At 60.6% G+C, this 15,142-nt stretch carries 15 protein-coding genes; 13 read left to right on the forward strand and 2 right to left on the reverse strand.

From position 1 onward, the window contains the following. Nucleotides 1-27 precede the first annotated feature (27 nt). The 10 genes from J5J10_RS19570 to J5J10_RS19615 all read left to right on the forward strand — a co-directional run bounded on the left by J5J10_RS19570 (nt 28) and on the right by J5J10_RS19615 (nt 10,346). On the forward strand, nt 28-1,263 hold the full coding sequence (locus tag J5J10_RS19570; protein WP_211931377.1) for an FkbM family methyltransferase: 1,236 nt from the start codon (nt 28-30) through the stop codon (nt 1,261-1,263). Then, the gene (locus J5J10_RS22715; protein WP_211931378.1) at nt 1,260-2,345 is read left to right on the forward strand and encodes an FkbM family methyltransferase; all 1,086 of its coding nucleotides are present in this window, start codon (nt 1,260-1,262) and stop codon (nt 2,343-2,345) included. The genes J5J10_RS19570 and J5J10_RS22715 overlap by 4 nt, the downstream gene beginning before the upstream one ends. 23 nt (nt 2,346-2,368) lie before the next feature. After that, on the forward strand, nt 2,369-3,181 hold the full coding sequence (locus J5J10_RS19580; RefSeq protein ID WP_211931379.1) for a cephalosporin hydroxylase family protein: 813 nt from the start codon (nt 2,369-2,371) through the stop codon (nt 3,179-3,181). Nucleotides 3,182-3,217: 36 nt separating this feature from the next. Further along, entirely contained in the window at nt 3,218-3,976 is a 759-nt protein-coding gene (locus J5J10_RS19585) for a TylF/MycF/NovP-related O-methyltransferase (protein WP_211931380.1), read from the forward strand. A gap of 95 nt (nt 3,977-4,071) precedes the next feature. Then, nucleotides 4,072-4,845 (forward strand): glucose-1-phosphate cytidylyltransferase, encoded by a 774-nt coding sequence (rfbF, locus tag J5J10_RS19590; protein WP_211931381.1) that lies wholly within the window; start codon nt 4,072-4,074, stop codon nt 4,843-4,845. Continuing rightward, nucleotides 4,836-5,897, forward strand: coding sequence for a CDP-glucose 4,6-dehydratase (gene rfbG / locus J5J10_RS19595; RefSeq protein WP_211931795.1), 1,062 nt, complete (start codon nt 4,836-4,838; stop codon nt 5,895-5,897). Before rfbF ends, rfbG begins: the two co-directional genes overlap by 10 nt. Beyond that, on the forward strand, nt 5,894-7,129 hold the full coding sequence (locus J5J10_RS19600; protein WP_211931382.1) for a class I SAM-dependent methyltransferase: 1,236 nt from the start codon (nt 5,894-5,896) through the stop codon (nt 7,127-7,129). Before rfbG ends, J5J10_RS19600 begins: the two co-directional genes overlap by 4 nt. After that, a complete protein-coding gene (gene rfbC, locus J5J10_RS19605; RefSeq protein ID WP_211931383.1) occupies nt 7,126-7,665 on the forward strand; it encodes a dTDP-4-dehydrorhamnose 3,5-epimerase in 540 nt (179 codons plus the stop codon). Before J5J10_RS19600 ends, rfbC begins: the two co-directional genes overlap by 4 nt. Further along, on the forward strand, nt 7,662-8,906 hold the full coding sequence (locus J5J10_RS19610) for a glycosyltransferase family 2 protein (protein ID WP_211931384.1): 1,245 nt from the start codon (nt 7,662-7,664) through the stop codon (nt 8,904-8,906). Before rfbC ends, J5J10_RS19610 begins: the two co-directional genes overlap by 4 nt. A gap of 240 nt (nt 8,907-9,146) precedes the next feature. Next, the gene (locus J5J10_RS19615; protein WP_208554176.1) at nt 9,147-10,346 is read left to right on the forward strand and encodes an aromatic ring-hydroxylating dioxygenase subunit alpha; all 1,200 of its coding nucleotides are present in this window, start codon (nt 9,147-9,149) and stop codon (nt 10,344-10,346) included. A 58-nt stretch (nt 10,347-10,404) separates the two neighbouring features. On the opposite strand, the gene J5J10_RS19620 is transcribed toward J5J10_RS19615, so the two are convergent. Next, nucleotides 10,405-11,793 (reverse strand): aminotransferase, encoded by a 1,389-nt coding sequence (locus tag J5J10_RS19620; RefSeq protein WP_249116995.1) that lies wholly within the window; start codon nt 11,791-11,793, stop codon nt 10,405-10,407. Nucleotides 11,794-12,047: 254 nt separating this feature from the next. Between J5J10_RS19620 and J5J10_RS19625 the strand changes: the two genes are divergently transcribed. Genes J5J10_RS19625 through J5J10_RS19635 form a run of 3 tightly spaced genes read left to right on the forward strand, consistent with a single transcriptional unit; the run spans nt 12,048 to nt 14,891 of the window. Next, nucleotides 12,048-12,968 (forward strand): ABC transporter permease, encoded by a 921-nt coding sequence (locus J5J10_RS19625; RefSeq protein ID WP_211931386.1) that lies wholly within the window; start codon nt 12,048-12,050, stop codon nt 12,966-12,968. Nucleotides 12,969-13,021: 53 nt separating this feature from the next. Next, complete coding sequence (locus J5J10_RS19630) at nt 13,022-13,786, forward strand: ABC transporter permease (protein ID WP_249116996.1); 765 nt, start codon at nt 13,022-13,024, stop codon at nt 13,784-13,786. Between the two features lie 7 nt (nt 13,787-13,793). Beyond that, a complete protein-coding gene (locus tag J5J10_RS19635) occupies nt 13,794-14,891 on the forward strand; it encodes an ABC transporter ATP-binding protein (RefSeq protein ID WP_211931796.1) in 1,098 nt (365 codons plus the stop codon). A 1-nt stretch (nt 14,892) separates the two neighbouring features. Here the strand turns inward: J5J10_RS19635 and J5J10_RS19640 are convergent, their stop codons facing one another. Continuing rightward, complete coding sequence (locus J5J10_RS19640; protein ID WP_211931388.1) at nt 14,893-15,138, reverse strand: hypothetical protein; 246 nt, start codon at nt 15,136-15,138, stop codon at nt 14,893-14,895. Nucleotides 15,139-15,142: the final 4 nt, after the last annotated feature.

Raw genomic sequence — 15,142 nt, forward strand, 5'->3', positions numbered from 1 at the left:
CGGCAACAACCGCAAGGCGGAACTGAGATGGCGCTTGCCCAGCAGGTGCGCCCTGCAGACGACACTAGCGCTCGGACCGGGTTGTCCGGATATGGAAGCCGCGCCTTCGATAGCGTGCCCGATGCGAAAACGGCCGGGGAGCTTCTACGCGGTATTGATGCAGCACAGTGTCGGTTTTTTCCGGCGGCTGTCCAGCCACCTCTCGTCCTGTATGGGGGCGGCGACCTGGGCCGGCTGGCACGGGATTATTGCTGCGGCCTCGGTATCGAGGTCGCAGCGCTTGTCGATCGAAACGCCGAGCGATTGCGGCAGGACGCTTTTTGGCAAGGGCTTCCGGTTTTCGCACCCGATGAGGTCGCCAGAGACCTTAAAGCGACTGCTCAGCTGGCAGTATGTGTTGCAACAGCACCCTTCCTTACACTGGCAGAAACATTGGCGCGGGACGGCTGGGGAAACGTCGTTCCGTTCTATGACGTAGCCGAGAGCCTGAGAGCGGTTCACCCGCTTTCGAACGGCTGGTTCGTCGGCGCGTTTTCCCCGCAGGACATGGAGGAAACCGCGCGCGTCCTGTCCGGCTGGGAGGACGATGTTTCAAGGGCTCATCACCTGCAGTTCATCGCCTGGCGGCGATTGAGGGAGGAGTGGACCTTCGAGGACGCACCGGTCAGGGGAGGCGATCGCTTCTTCATCCCGGAGATTATGGCGCATATCGGCGGTGTCCGGATGTTTGTCGACGGCGGTTCCTATGACGGTCGGGTCACCGACCGCTTTCTGGCCAACACCGAAAGCAACGATGCCCATGTGGTCGCCATTGAGCCGGATTTGGAAAATGCCGCTGCTCATAGGCAGGGCCTTTCGGCCAAGCCTGATGACATGTCGGGACGGGTAACAATCCTCAACGAGGCGCTCGATGCCACCAAGCGGGAGCGGCTGTTCCATGATGGGCTCGGTTATGCCTCTCAGCTGTCCCAGACAGGTAATCGCCTTTTGCGGACCGCTACCATCGACGGGCTCAACCTTTCGCCCGATTTCCTCAAGCTTCATCTTGAAGGCGGAGAACTCGACGCTCTGAAGGGTGGGATGGAGACGATCAACCGGTGCCGGCCGATCATCGCCGCGACCATCTATCACAATGACGACGGCATCTGGCGGACGCCGTCTTGGCTGATGAGCGAACTAAGAGGCTACCGTTTCCTGATGCGGCTGCACAGCTGGTGCGGGACGGGGGCGGTTGTCTATGCCTTGCCGGAGGAGCTTCAGTGACTGCTGACGTTTCTATCGCGGCACTCGAGAGACAGCGTGACCAGGTGTTGAACGTGGCGCCGGCAGGCATGCTGACACATTCGCTGAAAGTTGGCATCTATGGCACCGGCTTTCTCGGTCGATGGACCGTGGAATTTTTGCGGAGCCTTGGAATAGAGCCGACCGGGTGTTTCGATGGAAACACAGCGCGGCATGGAGAGGTTTTTTGCGGCCTGCCGATTTCCTCTCCGAAAGACATAGGTTCGACGGATCTTGATCTTATCTTGATCACGGCCCGGCACTCCGTTCAGCAAGTTGCAGCTGTCATTAGCCCGTCTGGCATTCCCTGGTGTTCGATGGATGCCTGGTATGTTGCGCGGCATTTCGATGCCTTCATTGACGCCCACGCGCTGATGGCTGACGATCATTCTCGGTTGACCCTTCGCGCTGTCATGATGGCCATGCTGACTGGCGACCACGCTCCGCTTGAGGAAGTGTTGGAGCGCGACCAATATTTCTGTCTGCCTAGGTTTGCGGGTGCGGCGAAGGAAATTTATGTCGATGCCGGCGCCTATGTCGGTGACAGCGTCGAGCGCTTCATCTGGGCCAATGCCGGAGTCTTCCAGAAGATATACGCGTTCGAGCCGTCTCCGCGACAGTTCGATGCGCTGGAAGCACGCGGCCGCCGACTGCGCCAGGAATGGGCTCTTGATGAGGATGTCATCCAGCTCAATCGCGCGGGACTCGGGGATCAGGCCGCAATTATGGCCGGCGCGACCGCGAGCGGCCAATTGCAGAGCATGTCGCTCCATCCTTCATCCGAGGGTGACGTCGTTACCGTATCTCTCGACGAATACCTGGCCGGGGCGCCGGCGACCTTCATCAAAGCCGATGTCGAGGGCATGGAGATGGCTCTGCTTGCCGGGGCGGCCAAGACGATTGCAGTCTGCCGGCCGAAGCTCGCCATCTGTGTCTATCACTACCCCTCGGACTTGCCAGCGATCTCCGGATACATCCGGTCTCTCGTTCCCGACTACAAGTTCGCCCTTCGTCACCATTCGCCGCAGCTGATGGAGACCGTACTTTATTGCTGGGTTGATTGACCCGAACCGCTCAGGAAATGAACATGGATCCCGTAGAAGACTTTCGCCAACGTGTTGCCCGAAATATCCGAAGGATCGGCGAGGACCGCGATTTCATCGGCCTCACGAATATCTGGGTCCGCGAATCGATCCGCAAGGAATACGCCCAGAACTTCACCTGGCTCGGTCGGCCGGTCATCCAGGTGCCGCAGGACGTCTATGCGATCCAGGAGTTGATCTGGACCTGTCGGCCCGACCTGATCATCGAGACCGGGATCGCTCATGGCGGATCACTGGTGCTCAGCGCCTCCATGCTGGCCATGCTCGACTATTGCGATGCGATCGAGGCGGGCGCCGTTCTCGATCCGCGGGCAAGCCGCCGCAAGGTCGTCGGCGTCGACATCGATATCAGGGCGCACAATCGGGCCGCGATCGAGAGCCATCCGATGGCGCACAAGATGGTCACGATCCAAGGTTCGTCGATCGCGCCGGAGGTCGTGGAGCAAGTAAAGGCGCATGCTCACGGCTACGACCGCATCATGGTCTTTCTGGATTCCAACCATACGCACGAGCATGTGCTGGCCGAACTGGAGGCTTATGCACCGCTAACGTCGAAGGGTTCATACTGCGTCGTCTGGGATACCGGCGTCGAAGACCTGCCAGACGAAATGTGTGCCGATCGCCCCTGGGGCAGGGGCGACAATCCTAAGACGGCGGTGTGGGCGTATCAGCGCCTGTTGTCGGCTGAGGGGCGAAAGGCTGCGGACGGCGAGAGGCTCGCCTTCGAGACGGACAAGACGATCGAGCACAAGATCGCGATCACGGCGGCAGCCGACGGCTTCCTTCGCCGGATCTGAGACATCGCCGAACGGCATGAGCCAAGGAGAGAACCGATGGCATCCGATACCTTCTACTATCCGTCTGCCGGTGAAGATGCGTTCTTCCAGAAATTGAACAAGCTCATCGAAAAGTGGCCCCACGATGTGCGGCACTATCTCGACCTGTTTCCGGTCTATGCAAGCCGCCGTTCGTTCATTCGACAACTGGCGCATTATGAGCTCTTCAAGCTGACGATCGATCTTCCTGGCCACTATGCGGATTTCGGGGTCTATTTCGGCAAATCGTTCTTCAGCTGGCACAAGTTTCTCGAAACCTTCACGCCGACCGCCACCCACAAGAAGGTCATCGGCTTCGACAGCTTCGAAGGTTTTCCGGATCTCGCGGAACAGGACGGCGGGACCGATGGCAACATCCAAAAGGAAATCGGCGGACTGAGTTCCGGGAGCTTTCTTGATGAGTTCCAGGCATTGCTCGACCTTCACAATGCTGATTCCGTAATCCCAGCGAACCGCGGCAGCATCGTCAAGGGCGATATCTGCAAGACGCTGCCGGCATGGCTAAAAGAAAACCCGGAGACTCGCTTCTGTCTGCTCAATCTCGATGTCGATATTTACGAGCCGACGCGGGTGATACTTGAGGAGTGCTGGGACCGGCTGGTGCCTGGTGGCGTGCTGGTTCTCGACGAATATGCGACCAGCAAATGGCCAGGAGAGACGATCGCCTGGGACGATTTCGCACGGGCACGGAAGATCGAGAAGCCGCTCACGCGGTTTCCCTGGGCCAACGCACCCGGTGCCTGGCTGGTGAAGTGATATCAGGCACATCCGTCAAGGTTCACACAAAGTCTGGGAGCTAAGACGATCTCATGACGGTGCCTCGGCACCCATGCACCGGCCGGATTGATGGAATGAAAGTCGTAATTCTCGCCGGGGGCCTTGGCTCCCGCCTTGCCGAAGAGACGATTCTTCGTCCGAAGCCGCTCGTCGAGATCGGGGAAAAACCGATCCTCTGGCACATCATGAATATCTACTCCCATCATGGGCTGACGGATTTCATCATCTGTGCCGGCTACAAGAGCTACATGATCAAGGAATACTTCGTAAACCTGATCCTGCACCACAGCGACGTGACCATCGAACTCGGCACGCGGCAGATCGAATATCACCAACGTGAGGCGCCGCCCTGGCGGGTGACGGTTGTCGATACGGGCCTCAACTCGATGACGGGGGGCCGCATCCGCCGGGTGCGGGACTATCTCGATCCCAATGAACCTTTTTGCCTCACCTATGGCGACGGTGTCGGCGATGTCGACATTAGTGCCGAAATCGCCTTCCACCGGTCACATGGGCTTAAGGCCACCATGTGCGCGGTTTCGCCACCCGGTCGCTTCGGTGCCGCCGCGCTCGATGGTCATCTCGTGAGTAAATTCCTCGAGAAGCCGAAGGGGGACGGGCAACGCATCAACGGCGGCTTCTTTGTTCTCGATCCCTCGGTCATCGATCTCATCGAGGATGACATGACGGTCTGGGAAAACGAGCCGCTGAACGCGCTCGTCGACAACCGGCAACTGGCCGCCTATCGGCATGACGGGTTCTGGCAGCCGATGGACACGTTGCGCGAGCGGATGATGCTGGAGGATCTTTGGAACTCCGGGCGCGCGCCGTGGAAGGTCTGGGACTGATGTCGTTCTGGACGGGAAAGCGTGTTCTGGTGACGGGGCATACTGGGTTCAAGGGAAGCTGGCTGTGTCTCTGGCTCGAGCATTTGGGCGCGAACGTCAGCGGCATTGCGCTCCAGCCGGACCAGGCGCCGTCGATGTACGGATTGATGGGAGATTGGGGCGGGCAGGCGCACAGCATCTGCGACATCCGCGATGCGTCCGGCTTGACAGACCTGGTGAAGCGTGCGGAGCCGGAGATCGTCTTTCACCTCGCGGCGCAATCCCTTGTCCGGCGCTCCTATCGCGAGCCGGCCGCGACCTTTGCCGTCAATGTCGGCGGAACGGTCAATCTGCTCGATGCCGTCCTGTCGTGCGGCTCTGTCCGGACGGTAGTGGTGGCGACGACGGACAAGGTCTATGCCGAAAACGCAAACGGCGCGCCCTATCGCGAGAGCGATCCGCTCGGCGGCAAGGACCCCTACAGCGCGTCCAAGGCGGCCGCCGAGATCGTCTGCGCGTCCTATCGCGACAGCTTCATGGAGAAGGCTGGTATTCGTCTTGCGACCGCCCGGTCCGGCAACGTCATTGGCGGTGGCGACTGGTCGGAGGACCGGCTCGTTCCCGATGCGGTGCGTGCCTTTGGCGATGGCAGGCCGGTGGCGCTGCGCTATCCGGAGGCGACACGGCCCTGGCAACATGTGCTGGAGCCGCTGGGCGGCTACCTTGCCTATGCGCAGGCTCTGACGGGGGCTCGCCATGACGTCCCTCCGGCGATCAATTTCGGACCGGATCCGGGCAATGTCGCGACCGTCGCGCAGTTGGCCGATGAACTGGCTTCAGTATGGGGTATGCAGACTGGCTGGATACCAGTCGAAGGGTCTCACCCGCCCGAAGCGCGCCAGTTGACCCTCGATTCGACCCTCGCAGACCGCTCGCTCGGCTGGCGGCCACGGCTGGATCGCGCACAAACCATCGAATGGACCTGTGGCTGGTACAAGGCCATGCTATCCCGGGCCGACATGCGGGCCTTTACGCTCCGTCAGATCGCAGACTATGAAAGGCTGGCTGCATGACCTCACACGCCTGCCGCTTCTGTTCGGCCCCGCTGACACAGCTCTTCGCCGATCTCGGGGTGACGCCACTTGCCAACTCCTATGTAAAGCCCGAACTGGCCGACCGTCCCGATCCGGTTTATCCGCTGCGGGTCTTCGTCTGTGCCGAATGTCTGCTGGTCCAGGCTGACGCGTTTGCGTCGCCGGAGGATATCTTCAGCGACTATGCCTATTTCTCGTCCTTCAGCGACAGCTGGGTCGAACATGCTCGCCGGTTTGCTATCGGTGCGATCGAGCGTTTCGGACTGACAACCGCATCCCAGGTGATTGAGGTCGCGAGCAATGACGGCTATCTCCTCCGGCATTTCGTCGAACGGGAAATCCCGGTTCTCGGCATAGAGCCCGCCCGCAACGTGGCGGACGTGGCGCGTGCGGCGGGAGTGCCAACCGAATGCCGCTTCTTCGGACGAGAGGCGGCCGCCGACCTTAGGGCGAGGGGGTATGCGGCCGATCTGCTGATCGGCAACAACGTGCTTGCCCATGTCCCCGATATCAATGATTTCGTTGCCGGCTTGGCGATGCTCCTGAAGCCGGAAGGCGCGATCAGCCTCGAGTTTCCGCATCTGCTGCAATTGATCAGGAACGTTCAGTTCGACACGATCTATCACGAGCACTTCTATTACCTGTCACTCCTGGCGGTGGAGAAAGTGTTCTCGCGTCACGGCCTGATCGTCTTCGACGTCGAGGAGCTTCCGACCCATGGCGGCAGTCTCAGAATCTCCGCCTGTATTGATGAGGGTAGCTCGACACGCCGCATTAGTGAGCGTGTTGCCAAGGTGCGCAATGACGAGGCGAATGCCAAGCTGACGGATGTCGACAGCTATGCTGCATTCCAGAGCGCCGTCCTGCCAGTGCGGGACGGTTTGCTGGCATTTCTTCGTCAGGCCAAGCTGGAGGGCAAAACGGTTGCTGCTTACGGCGCTGCTGCAAAGGGCAATACGCTTCTCAACTTCTGCGGCATCGGAACCCATCTGATCGAATACGTGGTTGACCGCAGTCCGCATAAGCAGGGGCATCTGCTTCCCGGCAGTCGTCTGCCGATCTTTTCGCCGGACAAACTTGCCGAGACGCGTCCGGATTACGTGCTGATCCTACCATGGAACATCGCGTCGGAGATTGTGTCGTCCATCGACGCCGCCTCCTGGGGCGGTCGCTTCGTGGTGGCGATCCCGCATTTGCAGGTGATCGGATGAAGTTTACCGAGAGCCGAATTTCGGGCGCTTTCCTTATCGATCCGGAACCGCATCAGGACGAGCGCGGACTTTTTGCGCGCACATTCTGTCGCGAGACTTTTGCAGCGCGCGGGCTGGCCCGCGAATTTCTCCAGTGCAACACGTCACTCAATCCCAAGAAAGGGACCTTGCGCGGACTGCATTATCAGGCGGAGCCGTACGGCGAGGCAAAGCTGGTGCGCGCTACGCGCGGCCGGGTTTTTGACGTAGCCGTGGATCTTCGACCGGGCTCGCCGAGCTATCTCCTATGGGATGCTGTGGAGCTCGACTGGAGGAGGCGCAACGCTTTCTACATTCCGGCGGGCTGCGCGCACGGTTTCCTGACGCTCGACGACGACTGCGAGGTCTTCTACCAGATGTCGACGGTTTACGTGCCGGCGGCAGCCCGTGGCGCGCGGTGGGACGACCCCGCCTTCGGTATTCAGTGGCCGGCAGAACCCTCGCTGATCGGCGACAGGGATGCGGCCTTTGCCGCTTACGTAAAGGAACGGTCATGACCGACATCAAGCTCAGCATCTGCATCCCGACCTTCAACCGGGCGCGCTTTCTGGAGCATTTGCTCGGAACGCTTGCGGACAAGGCTGGGACGGATCTCAGCCACGAGATCGTCATTTCCGACAATGCTTCGACGGACGATACAACGGCAGTGGTCGAGCGCTTTATCGCCGAGGGATTGCCGATCCGATATCTGAGGCGGAACACAAATGGTGGCGGATGGCCAAACCTCGCCAATGCCTTCGGCCATGCGCGGGGAGAGTATGCGCTCTACCTTGCCGATGACGACCTGCTGATCTGGGACAACCTCAAAGCCGTCATCGACCATCTCGATGAAAATCCCGATATGGTCGTGTGCCATGCGCCTTGGTCGCTCTATGACGCAATCGCTGACAAGGACGGAAGGCTTTTCTACCACGTGGAGACACCGCGCCGCTTCCCACGCTGGAATTTCCTCGCCCTCTTCTCCTTCATCACGGAGAGGCACATCTTTCCTGAAATCTGCGTCTATCGAACCGAAGCGCTTCGTACAATCTACGTGGAGCGACACTTCTGTTTCTGGGCCTTCGCCTTCCTGGCGCATGCGATCGATATCGGTGCCGTGGGATTCCTCGACAAGCCATTCTACCGATCCGTCACGCGTACCGCGATTGCTCGCGGCGTGCAGGCGGGCAACGAGGAAGCGATGCATGCCTGGGATCGTTACAAGGGAGGATTGGAGTACCTGCTCTATCTCGGCTCCCTCAGAAAGCAGATCGATCTTGGTCCCGAAAACAAGGCCCGGTTCGACAGGGCGTGCACCACGCTGACACTGGAGCGCATGACGGTCGCCTTGCGGATGTGGTTTTCCAAGAAGGACTTTCCGAAGGCCTACGAAGTCTACGCTCGCCTCTGCTACAACGGCTTCGGGCACATCCCGGAGGTGAAGGACATTGGCGAGAAGCTGCCCTTGATGTGCGCGGTGCAGTCGCTTGCCCATAAGGTCAATGCCGCGCCGGACATCCGGCTGCTGGCTCTTGACGGTGTGACCGACATACAATCGCTGGCGGGTTTGTTGTTCGAGCTGGGGCTCGATCCACGGATCTCGGTGATCGCTCCGCCGACGGAGCAGGTGGCCGCATTCGTCAGTCACACCGCCGTCTTCACAGCGGACTCGTCGCGACGGACACACTTTGAGCAGCAGGGCTTCCTGCCCGGCCTGGTCTTTTCCGAGGCCGACATCATCGGCGCCTTCCCCATCTAAGCGCGTGCCGGCCGACCGTTGTTTCATGGTCGGCTATCGATATCTACCCCTTCTCCATCCGCACCAATTCTGGCGGAATCGCGTTCGTGCGCGATGAATAGCACGCGGTCGGTTCCCGCCCGCTGAATGCCTCTCGCCTACGCATTCCGGATTTGCTGACAAAAGAAGAAGTCTAACAGCTTTCCTGCCAGGGGCTTCTGTGCTTATATTGAATGAACGTTCAGCAAGAAGGAGCTCGCCATGAATACACATGTGCGCGACATCTCGGTGCCAAAGAGCTGGGATCGCAGAGGGCTGCCCGGCTGGTGTTACCATTCCGAGGCGCTGTTGGAGCTGGAGAAAGAACATGTCTTCCGGCGACACTGGCAGATCGCCTGCCACGTTTCAGACATTCCCGAGGCCGGACAGTACATCACGCTCGACATCGTCGGCGAACGGGTGCTCGTGCTGCGGGACAAGGACGGGGAAGTTCGGGCCTTTCACAACATCTGCCGGCATCGCGGCTCGCGGCTGGTGGCGGATGACAAGGGCCGTTGCCGCGGAGCGCTGGTCTGTCCGTTCCATGGCTGGGTCTACAATCTCGACGGCACGCTGCGCGGCGCAGCACGGCCCGACAGTTTTCCGCCTCTCGACAAGGACGAGTTCGCGCTGGCGAGCATTGAGACAGAGGTCTGGATGGGATTCGTGTTCATTCGCATGAAGCCCGGGCCGCAGCCGTCCGTCGCCGAACTCGCCAAACCCTTCGAAGCGGAGCTTGCCCATTATCGCAGTACCGACATGGTTCCGACGGCGGGTCTGTGGACGCAGGGGTCGGCCGTAAACTGGAAGTCGGTGCGCGATGTCGATAACGAGGGTTATCACGTCGCGATGGCGCATCCGGCACTTCAGGATCTCTATGGTTCGACCTACTACGACGAACCGTTCGTCGATGGGCTCTGTCGCTCGTTCGCAACCTACAATCCGCATGCCGGACGGCGTTGGAGCGTGCGTATGTACAGGAACGTCGCCCCTGAGGGCATGCATCTTCCGCAAGAGTTGCGGACCGCCTGGATCTACTACGGCTTCTTTCCCAACACCGTTATCGCGGTGACGCCGGAGACGGTGCAGTTCTATCAGGAGTTTCCGGTTGCCGTCGGGAAGACGATGTTGAGAGGCGGCGTATACCGGTACAAAGACGAGAGCCGGGCACAGAGACTGGCTCGTTATCTTGCCATGCGCATCGACCGGGACACCCAGGCCGAAGACGTGCAACTGACGGTCTGGTCGAACGAGGCGATGACCTCGAAGGCATTCGCGGGCTTTTATCTGTCCGACCTCGAATATGGTGTCCGCACGCATCACGATCATCTGCGCGCGGTCCTGCCGGTCATGACGCTCGACGAGGCGCCGGATGAGCGGGACATGGCGGAGATCAACGGCAGGATGTCGAGCCACCCGTGACGGCGAGGCTGCAGCAGTATTTGGGGCGAGCGACGGCTCGCCCCTTTTCATTCGCTCGTCAGCCGCGCCACAGTCCTTCGCGCACGAGTTCATCCATCGTGAGCTTGATACCCTGTCGCAGGATCGAGACGAGATCGTCGATCTGCGGTCTGGTGATCGTCAGGGGTGGCGACATCACGCACATATGGATCAACGGGCGGACAAGCAGTCCGAGGCGTTGGCAGTGGGCATCGATTCGCTTGCCGACTTCGAGGTCGAGTGCAAGCGGATTGTTGCTTTTGCGATCGGCGACGCATTCGACGCAGGCCATCAGGCCGAGACCTCGCACCTCGCCGACCAGCGGCAGATCCTCGAGAGTCTTCAACTGGCTCTGAAAGTAAGGTGCGATTTCCTGGGCGTGTGCCAGCAAGCCCTGCTCCAGGAGGTCGAGATTGGTGAGGGCCACGGCGCAGCCGATCGGGTGGCTGCTATAGGTGAGGCCGTGGGCGAACATTGCGTCGGAGTGGTTCGATGACCGCAGCCGTTCCAAGAGCTTCGACGAGATCATCGCGCCGCCCAGAGGGAAATAGCCGGAGGTGACGCCCTTCGCGAAGGTGATGATGTCGGGCTCGATGTCGAAGACCTCCTTCGAGGCGAAAACATGACCCAGACGTCCGAAAGCGGTGACGACCTCGTCGGCGATGAACAGGATGTCGTTTTCCTGGCAGAGGGCACGCATGCGCTTCAGATAGGCTTGCGGTGGGACGATGACCCCGCCGGAGGCCATGATCGGTTCGGCGACGAAGGCGCCGATGTTTTCTGCACCGCGCGTCTCGATCACGTCGCGGAGTTCACCGATGAGAAAATCGCAGAACTCCGGCTCGGTCATGTCCGACGGGCGGCGAAACGGATTGGGGCATGTCAGCTTGACGACGAGGTCGCTGGCGCTGTCCATCCAGTCGTGGTCGCGGGGACGCCCGTTGAGGGATGCCGAAAGATAGGTCGATCCGTGATAAGCGCCTTGTCGCGCGATGATCAACTTCTTCTCAGCGCGGCCGGTGACGTTGTTCGAGAACTGCATGAAGCGCAGCGCCGTCTCGACAGCCGATGATCCGCCTGTCGTGTAGAAGACGTGCTCCAGGTCGCCGGGCGCGTGTCCGGCTAGCCGCTTCGAGAGCCGCACCGACGGTTCACTCATCGTGTACCAGGGTGAACTGTAGGAGAGAGCCATCGCCTGGTCGTAAAGCGTGCGCGCGATGGGCTCGCAGCGGTGGCCGACATTGGTGCACCACATGCCGGCCGGGCCATCGATCAGGCGTCGGCCTTCCATGTCAGTAACATAAATTCCGTCACCGTCCATGAGGCCGCTGCGGGCCTCGGCGCCGATCTGTCCGGAGGTCGGCCACGGCTGGATGAGATGGGCCTTCGCGTCGGTGACGAGGGCATCTTCGACGGTCGATATATCCATCGACAACTTGGGTTCGGCAGCCATTTCGCGGCTCCTCTCTTTTGCAGTCGCAACTCCATGAATTTCATGAGAGTAATAACACTATATTGAATGGCCGTTCAATCAGATTCGGAAATCTTTCGCTTGCAATCCTTCGGCATTTGCGTTCATCTTGGAAAACAGAAGGACGAGGGCCGTAAAGGCTCCAAGGGGAACAGGATGAGGCGATCGATAGCGTGCGATTGTCGCCGCTGGTCGGCCACGGGAGGGGTCTGATGGCCCTTGCCGCGAGCGCAGACCTTCGGCAGCGCCCCGGTGAGGTGGGCTCACGCGGGTCGTGGCGAAACAGCGAAGAGGCAACCGGCCTCGCGCTGGTGTCTCCCACCCTGATCTACGCCATCGCACTGCTCGGCGTTCCGATCCTGACCGTCGTTGCCTACAGTTTCTGGAGCCAGAACTATCTGGAAATCGATCGTACGCTGACACTGGGCAATTATCGTGCCGCGCTGACGGAGCCAATGTACCAGGATCTTCTGGTCCGTTCATTGATCATCTCGCTTGTGGTCAGCGTGGTGACTGTGGTGATCTCCTACCCCGTCGCGTGGTTCATCTCGTTTCACGGTGGCCGGCACAAGAACCTGCTGATCTTCCTGATCACGATCCCCTGCTGGACGAGTTACCTGCTCCGGGTGATGTCGTGGAAGATGATCCTCGGTTACCAGGGCGTGCTCAACACAGGCTTAATGTCCGCCGGTGTGATCGACCAGCCGATCGCCTCACTCCTCTATAATTCCAATGCCGTCGTCATCACGCTGGTCCACAGTTGGGCGGCGTTCGCCATCCTGCCGATCTTCGTCTCATTGGAAAAGATTGATCGCTCGCTGGTCGAGGCTGCACGGGATCTGGGCGACGGACCGGTGCGCAGCTTTCTGAGAGTGGTGCTGCCGCTCTCCTTGCCGGGAGTGATTTCGGCACTGCTGATCGTGATGATCCCGACAGTCGGCGATTACGTGACGCCGAAGCTCGTCGGCGGCAAGGATGGCGTGATGATCGCGACCGCCATCCAGGCGCAGTTCGGCAAGGGGGCGAACTGGCCGCTGGGTGCGGCACTCTCGGTCACGACGATGGCTGTGGTGACACTGATGGCCGCCGTCTGTGCATTGTCCCTCAAGTTCATCGTGGGGCGGATCCGATGAGGGTGGCGGGATCATCGCGCTGGCGGCTTTTGCCCGTCTTCGTCGCCATCTACATGGTGTTTCTCTACCTGCCGATCCTGCTGCTGCCGGTCTTCTCCTTCAACAATGCCGCTGCGACTCGCTTTCCGCTCGCAGGCTTCACGACCAAGTGGTACGCCTCGCTCTGGGGCAATCGCGAAATGCTGGACGCGGCGCTCAACAGCCTGATCATCGGCGTCTGCGTTTCGCTGCTGTCTACGGGTCTTGCCATCTGCGCTGCCCGTGCCGTCACGCGTTATCGCTTCCGGGGACGCCGTGCCGCGACCGGTTTGATCATGGCGCCGCTCTTCCTGCCGGAGATCATCGTGGCCGTTTCGCTGCTGATGATCATCCTGCAAATCGGGCTGGAGCTTTCGCTTGCCACCGTCATCCTCGGCCAGACGGTGTTCTGTCTTCCCTATTCCATGTCGGTGCTGACGGCGGGTTTCGATGGTTTCGACCGGTCGCTCGAAGAAGCCTCGCTCGATCTCGGCGAGACGGCATTCGGGACGTTTCGCAGGGTGACGCTGCCGGTCGTGGCGCCAGCGGTGCTGTCGAGCCTGCTGGTGTCGTTCACCATCTCGCTCGACGAGTTCCTGCTGGCTTTCTTCCTGTCGGGAACCGAGCCGACGCTTCCGGTCTACATCTGGGGGCAGTTGCGGTTTGCCGCCAAGCTGCCCGGCGTTCTGGCGCTCGGAAGCATCATGCTGCTGCTGTCGATCCTGCTCCTCGTGGCGGCGGAACTGTTGCGTCGTCGGGCGGAGCGCCAGGTTTCTTCCGGAGGAACATTGCATGCATGAGAAGCCGATGATCGCGATTTCCGGAGTGAACAAGTTCTACGGCATCTACAAGGCTCTGTCGGAGGTCTCGCTGGACATTGCAGCGGGGGAGTTTTTCTCGCTTCTCGGTCCCTCGGGTTGCGGGAAAACGACACTTCTCCGGTCCATAGCGGGCTTTGAAACACCCAGCAGCGGCGACATCCGGATCGACGGCGAAACGATGATCGGCGTGCCACCCAACCGGCGTCCGACCAATATGGTGTTCCAGAGCTATGCGATCTTTCCGCATCTCGACGTCGAGCAAAACGTCTCCTACGGGCTGAAGCGGCTGGGGCTGGAGAGCGCCGAGGAGAAGCGCCGAGTCGGCGCGGTGCTCGAGCAGGTGCGGCTGACGGGACTTGGCAAGCGCCGGGGTCACGAACTCTCGGGTGGGCAGCGGCAGCGCGTTGCGCTTGCGCGTGCGCTGGTACTGCGGCCAAAGGTGCTGCTGCTCGATGAGCCGCTGTCGGCACTCGACAAGAAGCTGCGGGAGGAGATGCAGACGGAACTTCGGTCGTTGCAGAAGGCGGTGGGCATCACGTTCGTGCTCGTTACCCATGACCAGTATGAGGCGCTAGCGCTTTCCGACCGGATCGCGGTGATGTTCGGCGGCAGGATCGCACAGGTGGCGACACCCAAGGAAATCTACCAGCATCCCCGCACCCGGCGGGTTGCCGATTTTCTGGGCGGTATCAATTTCCTTTCCGGGACAGTGGTCGATACGGCCGGCGGTTTGATTGCCGTCGACACTGAACGGTTCGGCCGTCTGAAACTTCCGGCAACACCCGGACTTATGTCCGCCGACGGCAAGATCACGCTTGGCATTCGGCCGGAACGGCTGCGGTTGCTGTGGGACGAGGAGCGGGCCGACCACGAACTTCAGGGCAGGGTGGTGGACCGTGCCTATTTCGGGGAGACGACCCATCTGTCGGTTCTGGTGGACGGTCTGGAGGCACCGCTCTCCATGATCGAGACGAACACCTACGGTGCCGACGATCTGCCGCTTGGGGCGCCGATCCGGCTTGCCTTCGATCCGGACGCCTTCGTGCCGCTGGCCGAGGACGAGCCGGAGGAGCGCATTCTCTAAGTCACCGGGTGGAGCGGCCGGCTTGAGCCCGAGCGATCCAGTCGTCGCCAATCTTGTATCGCTTGAGAGCGGCAAGCGGATCCTCGAAATCGAGACGCGCCAGATAGCGATAGATCTCCAGCGTCGCCGCATCCATCTCGCCGCGCTTGTGGAAGAACATCGCTGCCGCATAGCGAGCCCGTCCGGACCATTCCTCGCCGACCGGTGTGTTCACAAGCTCCCATTGCACTGCCGTTTCGGAGTCCATAGCC

Source organism: Ciceribacter sp. L1K23 (assembly GCF_018122705.1).
In the GTDB taxonomy this organism is placed as follows: Bacteria; Pseudomonadota; Alphaproteobacteria; order Rhizobiales; family Rhizobiaceae; genus Allorhizobium.

Coding starts and splice junctions, on each gene's coding strand:
- J5J10_RS19630 (WP_249116996.1), top strand. CDS start 13,022: ATGGTGTTTCTCTACCTGCCGATCCTGCTGCTGCCGGTCTTCTCCTTC.
- J5J10_RS19585 (WP_211931380.1), top strand. CDS start 3,218: ATGGCATCCGATACCTTCTACTATCCGTCTGCCGGTGAAGATGCGTTC.
- J5J10_RS19635 (WP_211931796.1), top strand. CDS start 13,794: ATGATCGCGATTTCCGGAGTGAACAAGTTCTACGGCATCTACAAGGCT.
- J5J10_RS19640 (WP_211931388.1), bottom strand. CDS start 15,138: ATGGACTCCGAAACGGCAGTGCAATGGGAGCTTGTGAACACACCGGTC.
- J5J10_RS19625 (WP_211931386.1), top strand. CDS start 12,048: ATGGCCCTTGCCGCGAGCGCAGACCTTCGGCAGCGCCCCGGTGAGGTG.
- rfbC (WP_211931383.1), top strand. CDS start 7,126: ATGAAGTTTACCGAGAGCCGAATTTCGGGCGCTTTCCTTATCGATCCG.
- J5J10_RS19570 (WP_211931377.1), top strand. CDS start 28: ATGGCGCTTGCCCAGCAGGTGCGCCCTGCAGACGACACTAGCGCTCGG.
- rfbF (WP_211931381.1), top strand. CDS start 4,072: ATGAAAGTCGTAATTCTCGCCGGGGGCCTTGGCTCCCGCCTTGCCGAA.
- J5J10_RS19610 (WP_211931384.1), top strand. CDS start 7,662: ATGACCGACATCAAGCTCAGCATCTGCATCCCGACCTTCAACCGGGCG.
- J5J10_RS19620 (WP_249116995.1), bottom strand. CDS start 11,793: ATGGATATATCGACCGTCGAAGATGCCCTCGTCACCGACGCGAAGGCC.
- J5J10_RS19580 (WP_211931379.1), top strand. CDS start 2,369: ATGGATCCCGTAGAAGACTTTCGCCAACGTGTTGCCCGAAATATCCGA.
- J5J10_RS19615 (WP_208554176.1), top strand. CDS start 9,147: ATGAATACACATGTGCGCGACATCTCGGTGCCAAAGAGCTGGGATCGC.
- J5J10_RS19600 (WP_211931382.1), top strand. CDS start 5,894: ATGACCTCACACGCCTGCCGCTTCTGTTCGGCCCCGCTGACACAGCTC.